19 protein-coding genes and 3 tRNA genes are annotated in these 20775 nt (G+C 71.4%); 15 read left to right on the forward strand and 7 right to left on the reverse strand.

The window, feature by feature from the left end; genetic code table 11:
• Nucleotides 1-4 precede the first annotated feature (4 nt).
• The 5 genes from ABZZ20_RS16125 to ABZZ20_RS16145 all read left to right on the forward strand — a co-directional run bounded on the left by ABZZ20_RS16125 (nt 5) and on the right by ABZZ20_RS16145 (nt 3900).
• Nucleotides 5-910, forward strand: a complete 906-nt coding sequence (locus tag ABZZ20_RS16125; protein ID WP_356870029.1) for a LysR substrate-binding domain-containing protein — start codon at nt 5-7, stop codon at nt 908-910.
• A 120-nt stretch (nt 911-1030) separates the two neighbouring features.
• A complete protein-coding gene (locus ABZZ20_RS16130; protein WP_356870030.1) occupies nt 1031-1585 on the forward strand; it encodes a cysteine dioxygenase family protein in 555 nt (184 codons plus the stop codon).
• A complete protein-coding gene (locus ABZZ20_RS16135; RefSeq protein WP_356870031.1) occupies nt 1585-2643 on the forward strand; it encodes a putative sulfate exporter family transporter in 1059 nt (352 codons plus the stop codon). The genes ABZZ20_RS16130 and ABZZ20_RS16135 overlap by 1 nt, the downstream gene beginning before the upstream one ends.
• A 171-nt stretch (nt 2644-2814) precedes the next feature.
• On the forward strand, nt 2815-3774 hold the full coding sequence (locus ABZZ20_RS16140; protein ID WP_356870032.1) for a peptidase: 960 nt from the start codon (nt 2815-2817) through the stop codon (nt 3772-3774).
• Between the two features lie 39 nt (nt 3775-3813).
• A tRNA-Ser gene (locus ABZZ20_RS16145) sits at nt 3814-3900 on the forward strand.
• Nucleotides 3901-3954: 54 nt separating this feature from the next.
• Here the strand turns inward: ABZZ20_RS16145 and ABZZ20_RS16150 are convergent.
• A complete protein-coding gene (locus ABZZ20_RS16150) occupies nt 3955-4242 on the reverse strand; it encodes a hypothetical protein (protein WP_356870033.1) in 288 nt (95 codons plus the stop codon).
• Nucleotides 4243-4537: 295 nt separating this feature from the next.
• On the opposite strand from ABZZ20_RS16150, the gene ABZZ20_RS16155 reads away from it, so the two are divergent.
• The 8 genes from ABZZ20_RS16155 to ABZZ20_RS16190 all read left to right on the forward strand — a co-directional run bounded on the left by ABZZ20_RS16155 (nt 4538) and on the right by ABZZ20_RS16190 (nt 12858).
• The gene (locus tag ABZZ20_RS16155; RefSeq protein WP_356870034.1) at nt 4538-4885 is read left to right on the forward strand and encodes a DUF6344 domain-containing protein; all 348 of its coding nucleotides are present in this window, start codon (nt 4538-4540) and stop codon (nt 4883-4885) included.
• A 588-nt stretch (nt 4886-5473) separates the two neighbouring features.
• Complete coding sequence (locus tag ABZZ20_RS16160; RefSeq protein ID WP_356870035.1) at nt 5474-6625, forward strand: acyl-CoA dehydrogenase family protein; 1152 nt, start codon at nt 5474-5476, stop codon at nt 6623-6625.
• Nucleotides 6622-7665 (forward strand): OB-fold domain-containing protein, encoded by a 1044-nt coding sequence (locus ABZZ20_RS16165; protein WP_356870036.1) that lies wholly within the window; start codon nt 6622-6624, stop codon nt 7663-7665. Before ABZZ20_RS16160 ends, ABZZ20_RS16165 begins: the two co-directional genes overlap by 4 nt.
• On the forward strand, nt 7665-8714 hold the full coding sequence (locus ABZZ20_RS16170) for an acyl-CoA dehydrogenase family protein (protein WP_356870037.1): 1050 nt from the start codon (nt 7665-7667) through the stop codon (nt 8712-8714). Before ABZZ20_RS16165 ends, ABZZ20_RS16170 begins: the two co-directional genes overlap by 1 nt.
• The gene (locus ABZZ20_RS16175) at nt 8711-9094 is read left to right on the forward strand and encodes a MaoC family dehydratase (protein WP_356870038.1); all 384 of its coding nucleotides are present in this window, start codon (nt 8711-8713) and stop codon (nt 9092-9094) included. Before ABZZ20_RS16170 ends, ABZZ20_RS16175 begins: the two co-directional genes overlap by 4 nt.
• Nucleotides 9091-10257, forward strand: coding sequence for a lipid-transfer protein (locus ABZZ20_RS16180; protein WP_356870039.1), 1167 nt, complete (start codon nt 9091-9093; stop codon nt 10255-10257). The genes ABZZ20_RS16175 and ABZZ20_RS16180 overlap by 4 nt, the downstream gene beginning before the upstream one ends.
• A 137-nt stretch (nt 10258-10394) precedes the next feature.
• Nucleotides 10395-10928 carry a SigE family RNA polymerase sigma factor gene (locus ABZZ20_RS16185; protein WP_356870040.1) on the forward strand — a complete coding sequence of 178 codons (534 nt, stop codon included), beginning with the start codon at nt 10395-10397 and terminating at the stop codon, nt 10926-10928.
• Between the two features lie 280 nt (nt 10929-11208).
• On the forward strand, nt 11209-12858 hold the full coding sequence (locus ABZZ20_RS16190; RefSeq protein ID WP_356870041.1) for a long-chain fatty acid--CoA ligase: 1650 nt from the start codon (nt 11209-11211) through the stop codon (nt 12856-12858).
• A gap of 71 nt (nt 12859-12929) precedes the next feature.
• Here the strand turns inward: ABZZ20_RS16190 and ABZZ20_RS16195 are convergent, their stop codons facing one another.
• The 3 genes from ABZZ20_RS16195 to ABZZ20_RS16205 all read right to left on the reverse strand — a co-directional run bounded on the left by ABZZ20_RS16195 (nt 12930) and on the right by ABZZ20_RS16205 (nt 17234).
• Nucleotides 12930-13166, reverse strand: coding sequence for a hypothetical protein (locus ABZZ20_RS16195; RefSeq protein ID WP_356870042.1), 237 nt, complete (start codon nt 13164-13166; stop codon nt 12930-12932).
• A gap of 13 nt (nt 13167-13179) precedes the next feature.
• Nucleotides 13180-16680, reverse strand: a complete 3501-nt coding sequence (locus ABZZ20_RS16200) for a PAS domain-containing protein (protein ID WP_356870043.1) — start codon at nt 16678-16680, stop codon at nt 13180-13182.
• Between the two features lie 119 nt (nt 16681-16799).
• The gene (locus ABZZ20_RS16205) at nt 16800-17234 is read right to left on the reverse strand and encodes an SSI family serine proteinase inhibitor (protein ID WP_356870044.1); all 435 of its coding nucleotides are present in this window, start codon (nt 17232-17234) and stop codon (nt 16800-16802) included.
• 209 nt (nt 17235-17443) lie between these two features.
• Between ABZZ20_RS16205 and ABZZ20_RS16210 the strand changes: the two genes are divergently transcribed.
• Nucleotides 17444-17534 (forward strand) — tRNA-Ser (locus tag ABZZ20_RS16210).
• Between the two features lie 256 nt (nt 17535-17790).
• Nucleotides 17791-17863, forward strand: a tRNA-Arg gene (locus tag ABZZ20_RS16215).
• A gap of 78 nt (nt 17864-17941) precedes the next feature.
• Here ABZZ20_RS16215 and ABZZ20_RS16220 read toward each other — a convergent pair.
• From ABZZ20_RS16220 to repSA, 3 genes are read right to left on the reverse strand one after another with little or no spacing between them, the layout of a single operon-like run.
• Nucleotides 17942-19180, reverse strand: coding sequence for a site-specific integrase (locus ABZZ20_RS16220; RefSeq protein WP_356870045.1), 1239 nt, complete (start codon nt 19178-19180; stop codon nt 17942-17944).
• Nucleotides 19168-19374 (reverse strand): excisionase family DNA-binding protein, encoded by a 207-nt coding sequence (locus ABZZ20_RS16225; protein ID WP_356870046.1) that lies wholly within the window; start codon nt 19372-19374, stop codon nt 19168-19170. The genes ABZZ20_RS16220 and ABZZ20_RS16225 overlap by 13 nt, the downstream gene beginning before the upstream one ends.
• Nucleotides 19362-20774 (reverse strand): replication initiator protein RepSA, encoded by a 1413-nt coding sequence (gene repSA / locus ABZZ20_RS16230; RefSeq protein ID WP_356870047.1) that lies wholly within the window; start codon nt 20772-20774, stop codon nt 19362-19364. The genes ABZZ20_RS16225 and repSA overlap by 13 nt, the downstream gene beginning before the upstream one ends.
• Nucleotide 20775 lies beyond the last annotated feature (1 nt).

Raw genomic sequence — 20775 nt, forward strand, 5'->3', positions numbered from 1 at the left:
CCATGTGTTCGATTCTCGGCACATACGGACTTTCCACCAAGTGGTCGCCTCCGGGTCCTACTCGGGGGCTGCTCGTGTCCTCGGGTACACCCAGCCCGCGATCACCCAGCAGATGAAGGCGCTCGAACGCGCAGTCGGTACCCCGTTGTTCACCCGGGTCGGCCGCAAGATGCAGCTCACCGAGGCCGGGGAATCCATGGCCCGGCACGCCGAGTCGATCCTCGGCAGTCTCTCCGCCGCCGAGGCCCAGCTCAAGGCGTACGCGCGCCTGCGCACCGGGCGGGTACGGCTGTGCGGCTTCCCCAGCGCCAACGTCACCTTGGTCCCGGAGGCCCTGAGCGACCTGGCCAAGGACCATCCGGGCATCCAGGTCGAGCTGTTGGAGGGGGAGCCCCCGGAGTCGCTGCGCAGGCTGGAGCGCGGGGAGTGCGACATCACCCTGGCCTTCACCTACCCCGGTCTCCACGAGGAGGTCCCGGAGGAGGTCGCCGAGGTCAGGCTGCTGGAGGACCAGCTGACGGTACTGCTGCCGACCGGCCACCCACTGGCCCGGCGCAGGGCCGTGCACCTGGCCGACCTTGCGGAGGAGCGGTGGATCGCCGGCTGTCCGCGCTGCCGGGCTAACCTGCTCCACGAGTGTGCCGAGCTCGGCTTCGTGCCCGACATCCGGTTCGCCACGGACGACAACCTGGTCGTCCAGAGCATGGTCGGGCAGGGGCTGGGCGTGGCGATGATGCCCGCTCTGGTCCTCCCCTCCCTCTCCCTGAGCCGGGTGTGCGGGCGGCCCCTCCAGCCCGCCGCGCGCCGGCACATCGCCGCTTACGTCTACCGCGACCATCTGCGGATCCCGGCGACGGCCGTGGTCCTCGACGTGCTCAAGCAGGTGGCCTCGAACCGCGTCGGCTGCTGACCGACTGCTGACAGCTCCGGCCCGCCGCCCGGCATCCGCCCGCATGCATAAGCGCTGCTTGGGATTTCAGGTGAGAACTGTCGTTGGACGTGATGGGTGGGCTGTTCGACGCTGCCCCGTATGACCACCACTACGCCGGCCCGTACGACCGCGAGGATGGCCGCCCTCGTCCGTGAGATCCGTACGGTCGTGGACCGGGGGCTGGCCCCGGACCTGACCGCCTACCTCGTCGGTGAGCGCGTAGCCCCGTACCTGGGCACCCCCGACCTGCTCACGCCCGAACAACGCGAGGGGCACCCCGACCGGTACCGGCAGCACGTCCTGCACACGGAGCCGGGCGGCAGCTTCTCGGTGGTGGCACTGGTATGGCTGCCCGGCCAGGAGACCAGCGTCCACGATCACGTCTCCTGGGGCGTGGCCGGCGTGCACGAGGGCCAGGAGAGCGAGCTGCGCTACCGGCTGGTCCCCGCCACGGGCGAGGCCTGCGCCCGGCTGGTGGCGACCGAGGAAGTGGTCAACGGACCCGGTGAGGTCTGCGGATTCGCCCCGCCCGGGGACATCCACAAGGTGCGCAACTCCTGTCAAACGAAGGCGATATCCCTGCACGTGTACGGGGCCGACGTCATGCGCCTGGGCAGCAGCGTCCGACGCGTCTACACGCTCCCCACCGACTGATGGCGCTGCTGAACCGCCCGGTAGGTGGCGCGGGAGCCGAGCGCGCCCAACGTGTTTCACGTGAAACATCTTCCTCCTGGCCCGGGTTGGGACTGGCTGCCGCCGGGGTGCTGGTGGCGTGGTGCGTGCACCGGCTGGTGCCCGCGGTGCCGATGCTGACCGCGGCGGTGGTGCTCGGTATCGGGGTGGCCCACCTCCCGGGCATCCGCGAGGTCGTCCGTGGAGTCGCCCGCCCCGGGCTCTCGCTGGCCGGACGACGGCTGATGCGGATCGGTATCGTCCTGCTGGGCCTCGGCCTGGGCCTGGACCAGGTGCTCCGGCTGGGCTGGGCCACGGTGGCCATGGTGGCCGCGGTGGTCGCGGCCACCTTCTTCGGCACGCTCTGGTTGGGTCGCCGGCTCGGACTTCCCGGCGACCAGCCGCTGCTGATCGCCACCGGGTACTCGATCTGCGGGGCTTCGGCCATCGGCGCGGTGAGCCAGGTGTCGGGCAGTGACGAGGAGGACGTGGCCGCTTCGGTGGCGCTGGTGACCCTGTGCGGGACGCTGGCCATCGCCGTGCTTCCGCTCCTTCAAAGCCCGTTGGGGCTCTCCGACCCGGCCTTCGGTCGCTGGGTCGGTGCGAGCGTCCACGACGTCGGTCAGGTGGTGGCCACGGCCCAGACTGCGGGCCCGGGCGCGCTCGGCGAGGCGGTCCTGGTCAAGCTGATGCGGGTGGCGCTGCTGGCTCCGCTCGTGGCGGCCGTGGCCTTCTCCGTACGGGCGCGCCGGCAGGGCGTGCGCACGCCGGGAGGGCGTCGCCCGGCGCCGGTACCGCTGTTCGTCGCAGGATTCCTGGCCGCGGCCGCCCTCCGTGCCACCGGGGTGCTGCCCGATGTGGCGCTGGAGTGGGCGCACACCGCACAGGAACTGCTCTTGGCGGCAGCCCTGTTCGGGCTCGGCAGCGCGGTGGACCTGCCCACCTTGGCCCGGACCGGCGGACGGGCCGCGGTGCTGGGACTCGGGGCGTGGGTGGTGGTGGCCGGGGTCTCGTACGCGGGGGTACTGCTGACCGTATGACGGGGCAAGGGACAGGAGTTGGCCATTTCCTGGCCGGAACCGACCGAACGTTCTGACCGGCTCCTGACTTCTCGTGCCGCCCGTGCGACCCTGCGGCCGATCCGCACCGACAGCTCTTCACCCCCACCCTGCCCGGTCCGACGGGACCGGGCACGGCAGAAGGAGTCCTGCGTGAATCGTCATCGCACGGCAGCATCGGTCCTCCTGGCGGCAGGCGCCCTGGTCGCGGGCGCGCTGACGGCAGCCGCCCCCTCGGCCGCCGCCGATGCCCCGGCATCGTTCAAGCAGCAGCACGCCCAGGGTTTCTGGACCGCCGAGCGCATGCGCAGCGCCACCCCGCTGGACGTGACGGCAACGCCCGGGACCGGGCGTACGCCAGCGGCATCCTCGGCCCGGCCCACGGCGGTCGCCCCGACGGCGGCGTCCTCCGTGTCTGCCTCCCCGACGGCGTTCCCGCAGGCGGGCGGCGCGTGGACGGGCGGTGGGGCGGTGGTCAAAACCTCGGGCCGGGTCTTCTTCACCTTCGGCGACCGGACCGCGTCCTGCTCGGGTGACTCCATCAGCAGCGCCAACGGCAGCACGGTCATCACGGCCGGCCACTGCGTGAAGTACCAGGGCGCCTGGCACACCAACTGGATCTTCGTCCCCGCGTACGACAACGGAAGCGCGCCCTACGGCCAGTGGTCGGCCACCAAAACGTTCGCCACCGACCAGTGGGCCGCCAGCGAGGACATGAACATGGACGTGGGTCTCGCCGTCGTCGCCCCCCTGAACGGCCAGACGCTCAGCCAGGTGGTCGGCGCCCAGGGCATCCTGTTCAACGGCGGCTACAACAAGAAGATGTACTCCTTCGGCTTCCCGGCGGCCGCGCCCTACGACGGCACCAAGCTGGTCTACTGCAGCGGGAACACCGGCAAGGACTTCCTGCTGACCAAGGACCACAGCCTGGGCTGCAACATGACCGGCGGCTCCAGCGGCGGCCCCTGGTTCCAGGACTTCAACGAGGCCACGGGTCTGGGCACCCAGGTCTCGGTGAACAGCTTCGGCTACTCCTTCCTGCCGAACCGGATGTTCGGCCCGTACTTCGGCCCCGAGGCGAAGGCGGCCTACGACAAGGCCCAGAATTCCTGACCCAGCAGCCCCCCACCTGCCGGTACTCTGTACCGGCCAGGTGGGTTGCCCGAGCGGCCTAAGGGAACGGTCTTGAAAACCGTCGTGGCAGCGATGTCACCGTGGGTTCAAATCCCACACCCACCGCAGATGAACGGCCCCTGACCAGCGACACCGGTCAGGGGCCGTTCGCTGAGGGGCCTAGCGGGCCGTGAGCTTTGCGAGGGCGGCTCGGGCCCGTCGGACCAGGAGCAGGAGCAGGACCAGGACCAGGGCGAGGTGGGCCATGGCGGCTCGGGCGGTGATCACTTCCTCGGCGTGGGCCGCCGTGGTGCTCTCGTTCAGGGCCACGTTCGGGTAGGCCTGCCCGAAAGGCCGATGCCGGTCACCGGGTTCGACGAGGAGATCGGGTCGCGGACGTGCTCCGTCGTGGAGAACGCCCCCAAGGTGATCGACGTCCGGGGCGCCGCGCTCGTTCTGGTTCCGCATGGAAATGCCCCCCGCTGGCTTGCCATCTCGCTGAACGAGCGGATGAGAGTTGCTGGCTCGCGGTCCCCCGGCCACGAGAGGAGAAGCGCCGTCGGGTGTGTGGAGCATGGTTTTGAGGAGGCGGAAGTGCCAATGGCTGGGGCCGAGCGCAGGGTCTGAAGGGCGGCGTTACGCCCTTCGAGTGGTGTTTGTCGGAAGATCGGCGCGCGGGGTGGGAGCGCTGCGGTTGCGGACACATCATGACGAATGTATGCAGATCCGCCCGTCGGACCATCGCGAAACGAGGTACCCTGTCATGGCTCACCGCATCACCGTCACGTCCATCTGGACCGCACTCGTCGCCGCCCTCGTGGCGCTCTTCACCTCCCTCGGATTCGGTGCGGAGACGGCCCCGGCTGCCGCCCCCACCGGCTCGGCTCCCGCCCGCCCCGCAGCCGCCGCCGTGCGTCGGCCGGCCGTGCCGATGGCCCGGCGGACCTGGCGAGCCATGATGCGGGGCGGCTCCCTCCCGCCGACCATCAAGCAGCGGATCCGCGCCGAGGCGCACGGCAAGGCCCCGTCCGTCCGCCGCTCGACCACTGCCGCGTCCATGGTCGGCGGGACCGCTGGAGTGGCTCGGGACGAGCTCGAACTGGTCGCGTAGCACCGCTACGGAGGTACGCGGGTAGCCCGTTCGAAGGCAGCGGGAGTGCAGCCGCGAGCAGTAGGCCGGTGAAGCCAGATCCGGCCGTGGTGGCAACGACAGCAACAGCAACAGCAGCAGTAACAACAGCAGCAAGAGTAAAAGGCGTTGGAGCCGGGTCCGTCATACGTGACCGTGGATCGCGCCGGTGATGCGCCCTGGAACGGGGCGCGGTGGGATGACCCCGGCGAGCGCCGGGGCAGTGAAGCTTGGCATTGCAGGGCCGCAGGCCCGGGAGACGGTGGGGTTCCCGGACGCGCGCGGCCCCTTTCGGCGTGCCCGGGGCGGATGAGCCGCTGGCCTGCGGCGTCGAGTGGGTAGGTGAAGGTCCAGCTGAGTGCGGGCTCGCGAGGTCGTCACTGCGCGGGGTGGCCGTGGTGGTCGGCGCCACGGGATCGGTCGGGGTCCGGTGATGCATGTGCCCTCGCGTGTCGTGCGTCGATCCGGCCACGGCCTTCCCTTGTGGGCGCTCTCCCGACCTTGACATCGACAGGGAATCTGACGGACAGTCAGGTTCACTCGATGATGTGATGCCGGGAGGCCAGCGCCGTGCACCTCGCCCCGACCGAAGGTCAGTTGCGGCTCCGTTCCGAACTGCGGGCTTACTTCCACGATCTGCTGCCGGACGGTCCCCCCGCCGATCCCGCCGACCAGCGCACGCTCCTGCGCCGCATCGGCGCCGATGGACTGCTCGGGCTCGGCTGGCCCGTCGAGTACGGCGGCCAAGGGCGCGGACCCGACGAGCAGTTCGTCTTCTTCGACGAGGCCTACCGGGCCGGTGCCCCCGTCTCCATGGTCACCCTCAACACCGTCGGCCCGACCTTGATGAAGTACGGAACTCCGGAGCAGAAGGACTACTTCCTCCCCCGGATCCTCGCCGGCGAGATCGTCTTCGCCATCGGCTACTCGGAGCCCGGGGCCGGCACCGACCTCGCCTCGCTGCGCACCCGCGCCGTACGCGACGGAGCCGACTGGGTCATCGACGGGCAGAAGATCTTCACCTCCAACGCCCAGAACGCGGACTGGATCTGGCTCGCATGCCGTACCGATCCCGACGCCCCCAAGCACAAGGGCATCTCGATCCTCCTGGTGCCCACCGACGCCCCCGGCTTCGCATGGACCCCGATCGACACGGTCGGCGGCCTCACGACCACATCGACGTACTACGACTCCCTGCGCGTGCCCCTCGGCAGCCTCGTCGGCCCCGAGCACGGTGGCTGGGGCCTGATCACCAACCAGCTCAACCACGAGCGTGTGGCCCTCGCCGCCATCGGCATGCAGGCCGAGGACTTCTACACGCGCGTGCTCGGTTACGCCCGCACCCCCGATCCGGTCACCGGCGAGCGCCCCGCCGACCGGCCCTGGGTCCAGTCCCGGCTGGCCGAGGCGCACGCGAGGCTGGCCGCCGTACGCCTCCTCAACTGGCGCCTCGTCCAGGACGTGGGCAACGGCACCCTGGCTCCCGGCGATGCCAGCGGCGTGAAGTTCCTCGGCACCGAGTCCACCGTCGAGGTGTACCGGATGTGCCAGGAGGTGGTGGGCGAGGAGGCCCTCGTCCGGGGACCTACGGCCTTCGCCGGCGGCGAGTTGGAGCGGATGAACCGGGCCGCCCAGATCAACACCTTCGGCGGCGGGGTCAGCGAGGTCCAGCGGGAGATCGTCGCCATGATGCGGCTCGGCATGAAGGGGAGGAAGCGATGACCGCCACGGCGGACGAGTCGGGGACGACGGCGGCGCGAACCACGGCGGCGCGAACCACGGCGGCGCGAACCACGGCGGCGCGAACCACGGCGGCGCGAACCACGGAAGCTGCGGAGACGGACCGGTTCCACGCGCTGCTCAAGGCCTTCGAGGGACAGCCCGCGGCCACTGCCGGCCAGGGCAAGGACCCGGTCAACGCACCGATGATCCGCCACTGGTGCGAGGCGATGGGCGACACCCACCCCGCCTACCGCGGCCCGGACGCGGTCGCCCCGCCCACGATGCTCCAGGCATGGACGATGGGCGGACTCTCCGGCCACGCCGACCGCTCCTCCTCCTACGACGAGCTCCTCACGCTGCTCGACGGCGCGGGCTGCACCTCGGTGGTGGCCACCGACTGCGAGCAGGAGTACCTGCGTCCGCTGCGCCCCGGAGACGCGATCACCTTCGACGCCGTCATCGAGTCCGTGTCCCCCCGCAAGTCGACCAAGCTGGGCACCGGCCACTTCGTGACCACCCGCACGAACGTCCGTGCGAACGGCGAACTTGCCGGCACCCACCGCTTCCGGATCCTCAAGTACGCGCCCGCCGCCCCACGCGAGAAGAAGCCGACTGCCAGGCGCCCCCGCCCGGTCGTCAACCGCGACAACGCGGGCTTCTGGGCCGGAGTCGAGGACCACAAGCTGCTGATCCAGCGCTGCACCGTCTGCGCGACCCTCCGCTTCCCCTGGCTGCCCGGCTGCAACGCGTGCGCCAGCCCGGACTGGGACACCGTCGAGGCGGCCGGCGCCGGCACCGTGTTCTCGTACGTCGTCATGCACCACCCGCCCTTCCCGGCCTTCACCGCGCACGAAGACGGCGCTGCCGAGGCGGGGCCCTACGCGGTCGCCCTCGTGGAACTCGCCGAAGGCGTCCGGATGATCAGCAACATCACCGGCGTCCCCTACGACAAGGTGCGCATCGGGATGCCCGTGCAGTTGGAGTTCCTGCGGGTCGACGAGGACCTGGAGCTGCCGGTCTTCCGAGGGGGCGAGGGCTGATGGACTTCCAACCCAACGAGGACCAGGCGGCGGCGGCCGGACTCGCCGCCCGGATCTTTCGCGACCTCGCCACACACGAACGCCTTGCCGCCGCCGGCACGGGCAGTGACGCAGAGCTGTGGAAGGCTCTCACCACGGCCGGACTGACCGCCGCCGTCGAGGACGTCGGCCTGCTGGGCCTGGTGCTGCTCCTGGAGGAGCAGGGCCGCACCACCGCGCAGGTCCCGTACGCCGCCACCTGCGTGTACGGGATCCTGCCCGTCGCCGCGCACGGCAGCGCCGAGCAGCGCGCCCGGCTGCTTCCCGCCCTGGGCTCGGGCGAGGCGGTGGCCACCGGCGCATTCCCGGCCCGCGGCCGCATCACCGCGTCCCCGGAGGGCAGGCTCACCGGTACCGCCCCCGTCGTGCCGTGGCTGCGCGATGCCACCCACGTACTGGTCCCGGACGCCGACCGCGCCCTGTGGCTCGTGCGGACGGACGCGGGCGGGGTGCGGACGTCCGCGGTGGAGACCACCGCCCCCTGGGCTGCGGGGCGGCTGACCCTGACCGGGGCCCGGGCGGAACGGCTCGGCGACGGCCGGGCCCACGACGAGGTCCTCGCCGCCGCCCGCACCGCCTTCGCCGGGCTTCAAGCCGGGGTCTGCGCGGGTTCCCTGGCCCGCGCGGTGGAGCACACCTCCAGCCGTGAGCAGTTCGGCCGCCCGCTGTCCACGAACCAGGGGGTCATGCTGCGCGCGGCCGACGCGTACATGGACACGGAGGCGATCCGGGTCACCGCGTACGAGGCGGCCTGGCGCATGGACGAGGGACTTCCGGCCCGCGGGCACGCCCTGACCGCGGCCTGGTGGGCCTCGGAAGCGGGCAAGCGGGTCGTGCACGCCGGCCAGCACCTGCACGGCGGGACGGGCGCCGACCTGGACCACCCCGTACACCGACACTTCCTGTGGGGGCGCCAGCTGGACGCGTACCTGGGCTGCGGCAGCGAGCTGCTGGCCGAACTGGGTGCGTTCCTGTCCGACGACTCCGCACTCGAGGGGGACGACGCATGAACGTCGGCGACACACTGGCGCCGCTGGAGATCCCGGTGACCCGGACGCTGATCGTCGCGGGCGCCATCGCCTCGCGCGACTACCAGGACGTGCACCACGACGCGTCGCTCGCGCGCGAGAAGGGATCCCCGGACATCTTCATGAACATCCTGACCACCAATGGGCTGGTCGGCCGGTACGTCACCGACCGGCTCGGGCCGGGCTGCGTCCTGCGCAAGGTGGCCATCCGCCTCGGCGCCCCCAACTATCCGGGCGACACGATGGTCCTGACCGGGACGGTGGTCGCCCTCGACGGGGACACGGTGCAGGTCCGGGTCGTCGGCGCCAACGGCATCGGCCACCACGTCACCGGCACGGTCACCGCGGAGGTGGCGGCATGAGCGCCCGCCACCGTGACGCACTGGGCGGCCGGGCCGCCATCGCCGGCATCGGTGCGACCGAGTTCTCCAAGAACTCCGGACGCAGCGAGTTGCGGCTCGCAGTCGAGGCCGTGCACGCCGCACTCGACGATGCCGGGCTGAGCCCCGCGGACGTCGACGGCATGGTCACCTTCACCATGGACACCAGCCCCGAGATCACCGTTGCCCAGGCCGCCGGAATCGGGGAGCTGTCCTTCTTCTCCCGGGTCCACTACGGCGGTGGCGCGGCCTGCGCCACCGTTCAGCAGGCCGCCCTCGCCGTCGCGACCGGGGTCGCGGACGTCGTGGTCTGCTACCGGGCCTTCAACGAGCGTTCCGGCCGGCGCTTCGGCTCCGGAGTGCAGCAGCGCGAGCCGTCGGCGGAGGGCGCGGCGCTCGGCTGGTCGCTCCCCTGGGGGCTGCTCACTCCGGCCTCGTGGGTGGCCATGGCGGCCCGGCGCTACGTGCACGCCTACGGCCTGACCCCCGAGGTCTTCGGCCACGTCGCGGTCACCGACCGCCGACACGCCGCGAACAACCCGGCCGCCTATTTCCACGGCAAGCCCATCACCCTCGCCGACCACGCCGCCTCGCGCTGGATCGTCGAACCGCTGCGGCTGCTCGACTGCTGCCAGGAGACGGACGGCGGCCAGGCACTCGTCGTCACCAGCATCGAGCGGGCCCGGGAACTGCGGCACCCGCCCGCCGTGATCACCGCGGCCGCGCAGGGCGCAGGCCGTCGCCAGGAGGCCATGACCTCCTTCTACCGCGACGACCTCACCGGGCTGCCGGAGATGGACGTGGTCGCCCGCCAGTTGTGGCGGACCAGCGGACTGCGGCCTTCGGACATCGACGTCGGCATCCTCTACGACCACTTCACCCCCTTCGTCCTGATGCAGCTGGAAGAATTCGGCTTCTGCAAGCCCGGCGAGGCCGGCGACTTCGTGGCCGCGGACGCGCTACCCCTCAACACCCACGGCGGCCAGCTCGGGGAGGCGTACCTGCACGGCATGAACGGCATCGCCGAGGCCGTCCGCCAGCTGCGCGGCACCTCGGTCAACCAGGTCGCGGGAGCCGCTCACACCCTGGTCACGGCCGGTACCGGGGTGCCGACGTCCGGACTGATCCTTGGCGCCGACGGCTGAGACCCGCCCTCGCACGCACGCCCCGCCTCCTCCACCTTCAGGAGGTGGGGCACACCCCACCCCTACAACCTGAGATGGATCCCGCTTCGGCACCTGCGGCCGATCCCAGGCCCGTACTCCGCTCCTAGCGTTGAGCCATGACCCCGCCTCTGTGCACGCTCGCCTCGAATCCGACGCCGTACCCGTCGTTCTCGGCGTACGTCCGGACCCGCGGCACGGTCCTGATGCGCACCGCGCGCTCGCTCACCGCCAACCCGTGTGACGCCGAGGACCTGCTGCAGACGGCGCTCGCCAAGACGTACGTGGCCTGGGACCGCATCGATGACCACCGCGCCCTCGACGGATACGTTCGGCGGACCCTGGTCAACACCCGCACCTCCCAGTGGCGCAAGCGCAAGGTGGACGAGTTCGCCTGTGACGACCTCCCGGAGCCGGAGGGGACGCCGACCAGCGACCCCGCCGAGGCACAGGCGCTGCGCGACGCGATGTGGCGTGCGGTGACCCGGCTGCCCGACCGACAGCGCGCGATGGTGGTCCTGCGCTACTACGAGGACCTGAGCGAGGCACAGACCGCCGAACTGCTCGGAGTCTCGATCGGCACGGTCAAGAGCGCCGTCTCCCGTGCGCTGGTCAAGCTCCGCGAAGATCCGGAACTCACTCCGGTCCGCTGAACGGGCCGCTGAAACGGTGGCCCGGGCCCGGACCCGGCGCGTGTTTCACGTGAAACACACGCCGGTCCTGTGTTTCACGTGAAACATTCACCGCGTTCCGGCCTGTGCGCGATGCACCGAGGGCCCGCCCCCGGCCTGTGCATCAGGCCACCACAGGCACCCGAACAGCGAATACTTGCCGTGTCTGTACCCCCGGGTAGTGACATGCCGACCGGTACGTGCGCAGAATCGGCAGCATCCGTAGCAGCCGCAGCGCCGCAGCGCCCACCGGGAGGACGCTTTGCTGAGCACCATGCAGGACGTACCGCTCCTCGTCACCCGCATACTCCAGCACGGGATGACAATCCACGGGAAGTCCCAGGTCACGACCTGGACCGGGGAGGCCGAGCCGCACCGCCGCAGCTTCGCCGAGATCGGTACCCGTGCCACCCAACTCGCCAACGCCCTGCGCGACGAGCTGGGAGTCCAGCAGGACGATCGCGTGGCCACCTTGATGTGGAACAACGCGGAGCACGTCGAGGCGTACTTCGCGATCCCCTGCATGGGTGCCGTCCTGCACACGCTCAACCTGCGGCTACCTTCCGAGCAGCTGATCTTCATCGTCAACCACGCCGCCGACCGGGTCGTGCTGGTCAACGGAACCCTGCTGCCGCTGCTCGCGCCGCTGCTGCCGCACCTGCCCACCATCGAGCACGTCGTCGTCTCCGGCATCGGAGACCGGTCCGTGCTCGACGGGCTGAACGTGCGCGTGCACGAGTACGAGGACCTGCTCGCGGGGCGCCCCGACAGCTATGCCTGGCCGGAGCTGGACGAGCGCCAGGCCGCCGCCATGTGCTACACCTCCGGCACCACCGGCGACCCCAAGGGCGTCATCTACTCCCACCGCTCCATCTACCTGCACTCCATGCAGGTCAACATGGCCGAGTCGATGGGCCTGACCGACAAGGACACCAGCCTCGTCGTCGTCCCGCAGTTCCACGTGAACGCGTGGGGCCTGCCGCACGCGACCTTCATGACCGGTATCAACATGCTGATGCCGGACCGCTTCCTCCAGCCGGCCCCCCTGGCCGAGATGATCGAGCGGGAGAAGCCCACGCACGCCGCGGCCGTCCCCACCATCTGGCAGGGGCTGCTCGCCGAGGTGAGCGCCAAACCGCGCGACCTGACTTCCATGAAGCAGGTCACCATCGGCGGTGCGGCCTGTCCGCCCTCCCTGATGGAGGCGTACGACAAGCTCGGCGTCCGTCTCTGCCACGCCTGGGGCATGACCGAGACCTCCCCGCTGGGCACCATGGCGCACCCGCCGGCCGGACTGAGCGCCGAAGAGGAGTGGCCGTACCGGGTCACCCAGGGCCGCTTCCCGGCGGGCGTCGAACCCCGCCTGGTGGGACCCGGGGGCGACATCCTGCCCTGGGACGGCGTATCTGCGGGCGAGCTGGAGGTGCGCGGCACCTGGATCGCGGGTGCCTACTACGGCGGCGCCTCCGGCGAACCGCTGCGCCCCGAGGACAAGTTCAGCGCGGACGGCTGGCTCAAGACCGGCGACGTCGGTGTGATCAGCCCCGACGGCTACCTCACGTTGACCGACCGCGCCAAGGACGTCATCAAGTCCGGCGGCGAGTGGATCTCCAGCGTGGAGCTGGAGAACGCACTGATGGCGCACCCGGAGGTCGCGGAGGCGGCGGTCGTCGCAGTCCCGGACGACAAATGGGGCGAGCGCCCGTTGGCCACTGTCGTCCTCAAGGAGGGCGCGAGCGTGGACCATACGGAGCTGCACGTTTTCCTGGGCCAGTCCATCGCCAAGTGGCAGCTGCCCGAGCGCTGGTCGTTCGTCACGGTCGTGCCGAAGACGAGCGTCGGCAAGTTCGACAAGAAGGTGATCCGCAGGCAGTACGCGGACGGCGAACTGGACATCAGCAAGCTCGACTGAACCACTCGACCGACCGCTGGTCGAGCTGCTCGTTCGATCCGCTCGACCGAGCCACGGAACGCGCTGCCCGCTCAGCCCTGGCCGGCCTTCGCCAGCCAGGGCCGCAGCAGCCTGCTGACCGCCGGCATCGCCAGGTAGGTCGTCAGCGTGCTGAAGACGACGGCGAAGGCGGCCGTCCGCTCCAGGATGCCGTGGGCCCAGGCCTCGAACGTCTCCTCGTGGCCCGGCTCCACTTGCCGGGCGACGAGCAGGTTCGCCTCCCCGTTGTCAGCGGGGACGGTGCGCTCGGTGGAGTCGACGACGGCCATCGCGCCAGGATGACTAGTTCGTGCCGATCTTGGCCAGCAGGTCCACGATGCGGCCCTGGACGTCCGCGGTGGTGGACCGTTCGGCGAGGAAGAGCACGCTCTCGCCGGAGGCCAGCCGCGGCAGTTCGGACGGGTCGATCCCGATGGCCGTGTAGACGACCAGCGGCGTGCGGTTGAGCTGCCCGTTGGCGCGCAGCCAGTCCACGATCCCGGCCCGACGGCGGCGGACCTGCATGAGGTCCATGACCACCAGGTTCGGCCGCATCCGGGTCGCCAACTCCACCGCGTCGGGGTCGGCGCCCGCCCGCGCGACCTGGAGGCCGCGCCGTTCCAGGGCGGCCGTCAGTGCGGTCGCGATCTCGTCGTGCTCCTCGATCAGCAGGACCCGCGAGGGGTGCTGCTCGCTGTCGCGCGGCGCGAGGGCCTTCAGGAGGACGGCCGGATCGGCACCGTACGCCGCCTCGCGCGTGGCGTGTCCCAGCCCGGCCGTGACCAGAACGGGCACCTCGGCGGCCACCGCGGCCTGACGCAGGGACTGCAGGGCGGTCCGGGTGATCGGTCCGGTCAGCGGGTCCACGAACAGCGCGGCGGGGAACGCCGCGATCTGCGCGTCGACCTCCTCGCGGGAATGCACGATCACCGGCCGGTAGCCCCGGTCGCTCAGCGCCTGCTGTGTCTGCACATCGGGCGCCGGCCAGACCAGGAGGCGGCGCGGGTTGTCCAGCGGCTCCGGCGGCAGCTCGTCGTCCACGGGCAGCGGCACGGGCCGGTTGACCACCTCGACGGCGCCCCCGGGCCCGTCCAGCGGCTCGGGGCCCTCGGCGGCGCCCGCCTCGGGGGCTCCTATCGCGAACGCCCGGCCCTGCGGCGCGGGCTCGGCGAGCCGGCGCCGACGGCCGGAGCCGCTGGTGCTCCCCGCGCCACCGGTGCTCCCGGAGTCGATCGAGATGCCCTGACCGAGGGTTCCGAGAGCACGCACGCTGATGGGCTGTGCGGTCTCCGCCGGAGTGTTCTGCGACTGCCGGGCGCCGGGTACGGCAGTGGGACCGGCGGCCTCCTCGTCCTCGGGAGCGGTGCGGGCTGCCGGAACCGGCCAGGCCGGAGTGGCGGGCAGCGCACGCCGCCGCCCGGTCGGGGGTACGGGCTCCTCCGCGGCCGCGGCCGGCTGCGCGGCGGGGGCGGCCTCGGCGCCGGGCGCGCCCAGTACCCGGCGTCCACGTCGCCCGCCCGGAGCTTCGCCTTCGGTCTCGGCGGGAGCGGGAGCGGGAGCGGGGGCCGGAGCAAGAGCAGTGGCAGGAGCAGGAGCAGGAGCAGGTCCGGCCGGGGCGGGGGCCTGCGCAGGGGATGCGGTCGGAGCCGGGGTCGTGATCCCCGCCGGCCCGGCGGCGGGCGCCGGCGTCGGGCCGGCGGGCAGCGCGAAGCCGCCCTCCGGGGCGATCGGCCGGGGGGCCTGAGGTGCGGCCGGAGCCGGCCCGAGCCCGGTTGCGGGCACCGGGCCGCCGGGCTGCGGCGCGGCGGCGGGACCCAGCGACCGCCGGCGCCCGGCGGGATGTTCGGTCACCGGAACCGGCGGCACCGCCGGCTGCGCAACCGGCGGCAGCTGCAGGCCGGCCGGTACCGGCGTGCCCTGCGGGACCTGGGCGCCACCGGGACCGGAAGCCGCCTGGGGCACCGGCGGGAGCGCGGGCATGGCGGTGCCCTGCGGGGGCACCGGCCGGCCGGGACCGCCCTCGCCGCTGCCGTCGCCGTCACGGCCGCGCCGGCGGCCGGTGCCCAGGCCCGCCGGGTTCACCGGGGACTGGGCGAGTTCGGGGCCCGCGGAAGCGTCCGGCGCGCCGGCCTCGCCCGCGCGTCGCCGCCCGGACGGCAGCGCCAGCGCGCCCCCGCCCTCGGCCTCTTCGGGCGTCTTCGGCTCGGCGGCCGCGTCCTCCAGGAACGCGTCAACTCCGCGCCGGGCGCGTCGCCCACCCGGGCCCTTCTGCGCAGCCGCCTCGGTGGCCGACGGCTCCGCCTCCGTCTCCTGCTTCGGCTTCGGTTTCGGCTCCGGAAGGGTCACCGTTCCGGCTCCCGCACCCAGCGGCAGCTCCAGCACGTATGCGCCTCCGGGCGCGCCGGGTACCTTCACCGTCTGCAGCACGCCCGCGTGCGCGGCCACGATGCCCCGCACGATCGGCTCGTGCACTGGGTTCCCGCCCTCGTACGGCCCGCGCACCTCGATCCGTACGACGTCACCGCGCTGCGCGGCGGCTACCACGATCGTCGAGTCGCTGTACCCGCTGCCCTGGCGGGTCTTGCCCGTGGCGTCCACCCCTGCGACGTCCGCGACCAGGTGCGCGAGGGCGGTGGCGATCCGCTCCGCGTCCACCTCGGCCTCGATGGTCGGCGCGTGCACGGCGAACTGCACCCGGCCCGGGCCGATCAGTTCGACCGCGCCGTCGATGCCGGCGGTGACGACCCCGTCGATCAGGACCTTCTTCTTCTTGAGCTTCTCGCTGCCCGCGTCCAGGCGCTGGAAGCCGAGCACGTTGTCCACCAACGTGGTCATGCGGGAGTACCCGGCTGCCAGGTGGTGCAACAGCTGGTTGGCCTCGGGCCACAGCTGGCCCGCGTCGTCGGCGGCCAGCGTGGCCAGTTCGCCGCGAAGTTCCTCGAGCGGCCCGCGCAGGGACTCGTCGAGGACGGCCAGCAGCTGCGCGTGCCGTGCTGCCAGGGCGTCGTAGGGCCGCCGGTCGGTGAAGGTCATGACGGCGCCGACGAGCAGTTCCCCGTCGCGCACGGGCGAGGTGGTCAGGTCGACGGAGACCGGCTGCCCGGCCTTGTTCCACAGCACCTGGCCGCGGACCCGGTGCTTGCGCCCGCTGCGCAGGGTGTCGGCGAGCGGGGACTCCTCGAAGGGGAACGGCGAGCCATCGGCGCGCGAGTGCTGGACCAGCCCGTGCAGCTCGCGGTTGCCGAGGTCGGTCGCGCGGTATCCGAGGATCTGCGCGGCGGCCGGGTTGACGAGGACGACCCGGCCGTCGGTGTCCGTGCCGACCACGCCCTCGGCGGCGGCCCGCAGGATCATTTCGGTCTGCCGCTGCGAGCGGGCCAGCTCGGCCTCGGTGTCCACGGTCTCGGAGAGGTCGCGCACGACGAGCATCAGCAGCTCGTCACCCGTGTAGGCCGGTTGGGGCTCGCGGTAGGCGTCGCGGCCGTCGAGGTGGGCGCTGGTGACTTCGACGGGGAACTCGCTCCCGTCGGTGCGGCGCGCGACCATCCGCTTGGGCTTGGCCCGGCCGCCTTCGTCCTCACCGGGCCGGCGCATGGAGCCGGGGATCAGCTTGGAGTCGAACTCGGGGAGGAGGTCCAGCACGCCGCGGCCGACCAGGCCGGTGCCGGGGCTCTCCATGACTTCGAGGGCGATCGAATTCGCGTTGACGACCGTGCCGTTGGCGTTGACGAGCAACAGCGCGTCCGGAAGAGCGTCGAGTATTGCTGCGAGGCGAGCAGCGCCTCGGGATGGCCTGCTGCTCACGACGAGCTTCCTCCCTGACCACAACTACCGGCATGTCACGGGAGGAGTCTAAGGGCACTGCCCCGGCCTGAGGTGGCGGATGTTCGGCCGATACCGTGCATCCGCCGCATCCTCCCAGGTCAGGAGCGCCCACCCGGAAGCACAGGTTCCATGTCGTTCCAGCGGGCGATCTCGCATCCGTTGGTCCGCCGGAACGTGGTGTCCACCCGGTGGCCTTGCCACGTTCCGGTGACGTGCGCGGTGGCTGGACCACCGTCCTGCATGGTGCAGATCTGCCGTTTGGACTCGGCGGCGAAGGGGTCCTTGCCCTCCTTCGCGAACGTGTCGAGGCGGGCGCAGGCCCGCGCGGCCTCGGGGTGGTTACCGCCGACCGGGTCGCATTCGAGGAGGTACTCGCCGTCCGCCCGGGGGTTGCCGGTGGCGGACACGGCGATGGTGAGGCGGTCGGGCGTCGCCAGCAGCCGGTCCAGGGGCAGCGGGGGCAGTGGCCCTGCGGCCGTTGCGGCCGTGGCGGCCAGGGCTGAGGTGACGGCGAAGGCGGCGAGACGCAGCATGGGGCACTCCAGGTCGTCCGTACGTCGTACGCCTGACCAACGACGTGCGCCCGCCGACGTTGCGTGCGGGCGGGGTGTTCGCGGGGTGTGTCGGGGTGCTTAAGCCTTTGCTCTGTCGGCGGCCGGCCTAGTACCGTTGGGAGCGGATTGGTGACCGGCCCTGCTGTTGTGTCATCATCTGCACGCACCCTCGTACGCGGGGGTGTGCTGGAGGCGTCGCCTAGTCCGGTCTATGGCGCCGCACTGCTAATGCGGTTTGGGGCTTACACCCCATCGAGGGTTCAAATCCCTCCGCCTCCGCACCCACCGAAGCCCCGGTCCTGACGGACCGGGGCTTCGGTGTGTTCCGGGCCCTTCTCCGGGTCCAGCGCCTTCCGGCCGCGGACGCCCCCGCCCGACCCCTGTCCGATCTCTGTGTGAACCCTTCCGGATGATCTACATCCGGAGCGTTTTCGCAGGTCAGAGCTGGTCTGGCTAATGGATTTCGCGTCCCGCCGAGGTCCATGTATTGTTGTTCTCGCAAGGCCAACGGGGCGAAAAACCCCGGGAAGCCCAAGCACTCGTAGCTTAACGGATAGAGCATCTGACTACGGATCAGAAGGTTGCAGGTTCGAATCCTGCCGAGTGCACAGCAGGCCAGAGGCCCCGGACGAAAGTCCGGGGCCTCTCGCGTTTAGCCCGTACAGCAGCGAAGTACCGCAACCGCCTCAGCCGGTGCCGCTGCCCATCGCTTCGGACAGCTTGCCGAGAGCGTCCCGTACGGCTTCCTCGCTCGCTTCGGCGTAGACCTCCATCGTCATGGCGATCTGTGAGTGCCGCAGGATGCGCTGGGCCACCTTCGGGTGGACCTTGAGCGCGACCAGGAGCGCGGCGCAGGTGTGCCGGGTGTTCCGGAGCGGGATCACCCGCAGGCCGGCCCGGCGAGCCCGTAGGGCAAACATCCGGGTCAGGTTCCCCGGCTCGATCGGCGTCCCGTACTTCGTCGTGAAGACAAGACCGTGGCTGTCCTGCCACAGCTCCCCGGCGGCCTTGCGGTCCCCGATCTGCTGAGCCCAACGCATCCGCAGCGCTTTCAGGCAGAGCTCCGGCAGCGGAAGGAAGTCGTCGGAGTCCTCCGTCTTGGTTTCCCGGTGCAGGATCTGGCGTCCCGCCCGCTGGATCTGGTGATCGACGTACAGCTCCCCGGCGTCGAAGTCGATCGACTTCCAGGTGAGTCCGAGGACCTCCCCGCGCCGCAGCCCCAGGCACAGGACGAGCATCCACGCGGCGAAGAGGTGATCCTCACGAGCCACCCCGTCCGCCAGGAACCGACCCGCTTCGACCACGGACCACGGCTTGATCCGCTTGCGGCGGGGCTTGGGCACCTTCACGAGCGAGGCGACGTTCTTGCCGATCTCCTCTTCGGTCACGGCGTGCGTGAGGGCGGCCCGCAGCGCGTCACGCGATCCCTGGATCACGCGGCGCGAGGGGTACGACTCGCAGCACTCCCCGACGGCGCAGCACCGGCGACCGTCGGGGGAGCGCTTGGCGTCCTTCCCCTGAGCGCAGCACTGGCAGACGGCCGCCAGCTTGGTCAGCCACTCGCGGACGTCCCGCACGGTGAGCTTGTCCAGCCGCTTCGTCCCCAGGTGCGGACCGATGTAGAGGCGCACGTACCCCTCGTACGAGACGTACGACAGCGGCGCAAGGTTCGGCTTCACGATCGAGTCCAGCCAGTACGCGAGGAAAGCCGAGACCGTCCGGTGCCGGGTGGCCACGGGCCCCTTCTTGGCCTCCGCGTGCAGGTTGAGCCACTTCTCGTGGACCTCTTCGCGGGTCTTGCCGTAGGCGTACTTCCGGGCGCGCTTCCCGTCCGGCTTCGTCACCCAGACGTAGGCCGCGTAGCCGCCCTTGTACGGGTAGATCGAGCCCTCACCGTTGCCCCTCTTGCCGCTCATGCCGCCCACCCATCGGCGCCGGTGGTGATGCGCTCGACGTACTCGTCCACCCAGGCCGGGAGGATGCGCCGGTTGCGGCCGACCTTCACGGAGCGGATCTCTCCCGTCAGCACGAGCATCTTGGTCTTGGACAGGCCGAAGCCGAGCATCTCGGCAACCTCGGCGGTGGTGTGCCACTTCCGCTGGATGACTACGGCAGCCACGCGGTTTCCCCTTCCAGTTCGGTCAGTTCGGCCCGCACCTCGCGGGCGTGTTCGCGGTTGTGCTGGAGGTCCCGTCGGACGTTGGCGGCGAGCCAGGACTCACCGGGGGTGGAGCCGTGGCCGGCGTAGGACCAGTGGGCGACGACGAGGGCGGTGGATTCCGGGTGGTCGTCGGGGTCGGGCAGGCCGAGGGAGGCGCGTTGTTGTGCGGCGCGGTAGTCGGCGCGGACTTGGCGTAAGGCGCCGAGGGTGGTCGAGTAGCGGCGGGACTTGGTGGAGAAGTGGCCGCGGAAGCCGAGCATGTGAGCCCAGGCCCGCAGGCGCCGGTCCGGGTAGGCCCGGTCGAGATCCATGCAGGCTTCCATGAGGCGCCGGGGGTGGTCGGGCACGCCGAGGAGGACGAGCGCTTCCTTGTTGCCCACGGGGTGGTCCACGGTGCCGGTCGTCTCGGCGGCTTTGGTGGCGTACTTGGCTACGTAGGAGGCGACCGCCTGTTCCGTCAGCTCTTCCCCGTTGCCGAAGGCGCCGATGGGCTGCACGTCGATCTGCTCGCCCCACCGCAAGTCCCAGTCGTTGGCGAAACCGTGCTCCGGGCTGGCGGGTACGACGATGCGGACGCGGGCGGCGGCGGCCCGGATGGCGTCGGTGAGCAGGTCGAGGGTGGCCCACGCAGGTGGCGGGCTGTCGGGCCCGTCCGGTCCGTCGAAGCGGATCACGGCGTGGAAGTGCACGGCCCCGCGCTTCTGGTACTCCGCGACCTTGCCGAAGGAGACGCGGGATTGCTCACGAGCGGCCTTCTGCGTCAGGCCGGCGCGACGGGCGATCTCCCGGCGGAAGTAGATCGTGAAGTAGCGCCACAGCTCCGAGGCGTGGTTGTTCCACAGCACCGCCCCCGCGTAGTCGTACGCATCCGGGTCGAGCGCTGTACCCAGTTCGGGAGCGTCCTCGGGGTGGCGGACGCCGCAGCGACAGGGGCGGGTGCCGAGGCGGTTGTGGACCGGCCCGAAAGAGGGGGCGGTCAGGGTGGCGAACACGCGGGGGTGATCCCGGATCGTTTCGGGCGTTCCCTTGGCCGGGTCTCCGACCAGGCCGGCGCGGATCAGGTGGTAGGTGTCGCCTGCGTACGTCCAGGCGCAGGCGGGGCAGCGGGAGGCGCGGCGGTTGCCGCAGGCGACGCGGAGGACGCCGCCGGGTTCGGCGTCGGTGTTGTAGGCGTGGAGGACGGTCCGTGTGGCCGGGTCGAGGAGCTTGGTCCCGCCGGTGAGCCGGATCGGGGCGGCGCATCCCCCGGTGCGGCGGATCTGTTCGTGGAGGCGGTCGAAGCCGGGGGCCCCGGCCACCCGGAGCAGGTCGCTCAAGGTGGCCGGGTCCAGGCCCGCCGCAGTGGCGGTGTCGGTCACG

The sequence above is a fragment of the Streptomyces sp. NPDC006430 genome (assembly GCF_040612395.1).
Classification (GTDB): Bacteria; Actinomycetota; Actinomycetes; order Streptomycetales; family Streptomycetaceae; genus Streptomyces.

Coding starts and splice junctions, on each gene's coding strand:
- ABZZ20_RS16185 (WP_356870040.1), top strand. CDS start 10,395: ATGACCCCGCCTCTGTGCACGCTCGCCTCGAATCCGACGCCGTACCCG.
- ABZZ20_RS16130 (WP_356870030.1), top strand. CDS start 1,031: ATGACCACCACTACGCCGGCCCGTACGACCGCGAGGATGGCCGCCCTC.
- ABZZ20_RS16195 (WP_356870042.1), bottom strand. CDS start 13,166: ATGGCCGTCGTCGACTCCACCGAGCGCACCGTCCCCGCTGACAACGGG.
- ABZZ20_RS16165 (WP_356870036.1), top strand. CDS start 6,622: ATGACCGCCACGGCGGACGAGTCGGGGACGACGGCGGCGCGAACCACG.
- ABZZ20_RS16170 (WP_356870037.1), top strand. CDS start 7,665: ATGGACTTCCAACCCAACGAGGACCAGGCGGCGGCGGCCGGACTCGCC.
- ABZZ20_RS16180 (WP_356870039.1), top strand. CDS start 9,091: ATGAGCGCCCGCCACCGTGACGCACTGGGCGGCCGGGCCGCCATCGCC.
- ABZZ20_RS16150 (WP_356870033.1), bottom strand. CDS start 4,242: ATGCGGAACCAGAACGAGCGCGGCGCCCCGGACGTCGATCACCTTGGG.
- ABZZ20_RS16135 (WP_356870031.1), top strand. CDS start 1,585: ATGGCGCTGCTGAACCGCCCGGTAGGTGGCGCGGGAGCCGAGCGCGCC.
- ABZZ20_RS16155 (WP_356870034.1), top strand. CDS start 4,538: ATGGCTCACCGCATCACCGTCACGTCCATCTGGACCGCACTCGTCGCC.
- ABZZ20_RS16175 (WP_356870038.1), top strand. CDS start 8,711: ATGAACGTCGGCGACACACTGGCGCCGCTGGAGATCCCGGTGACCCGG.
- ABZZ20_RS16205 (WP_356870044.1), bottom strand. CDS start 17,234: ATGCTGCGTCTCGCCGCCTTCGCCGTCACCTCAGCCCTGGCCGCCACG.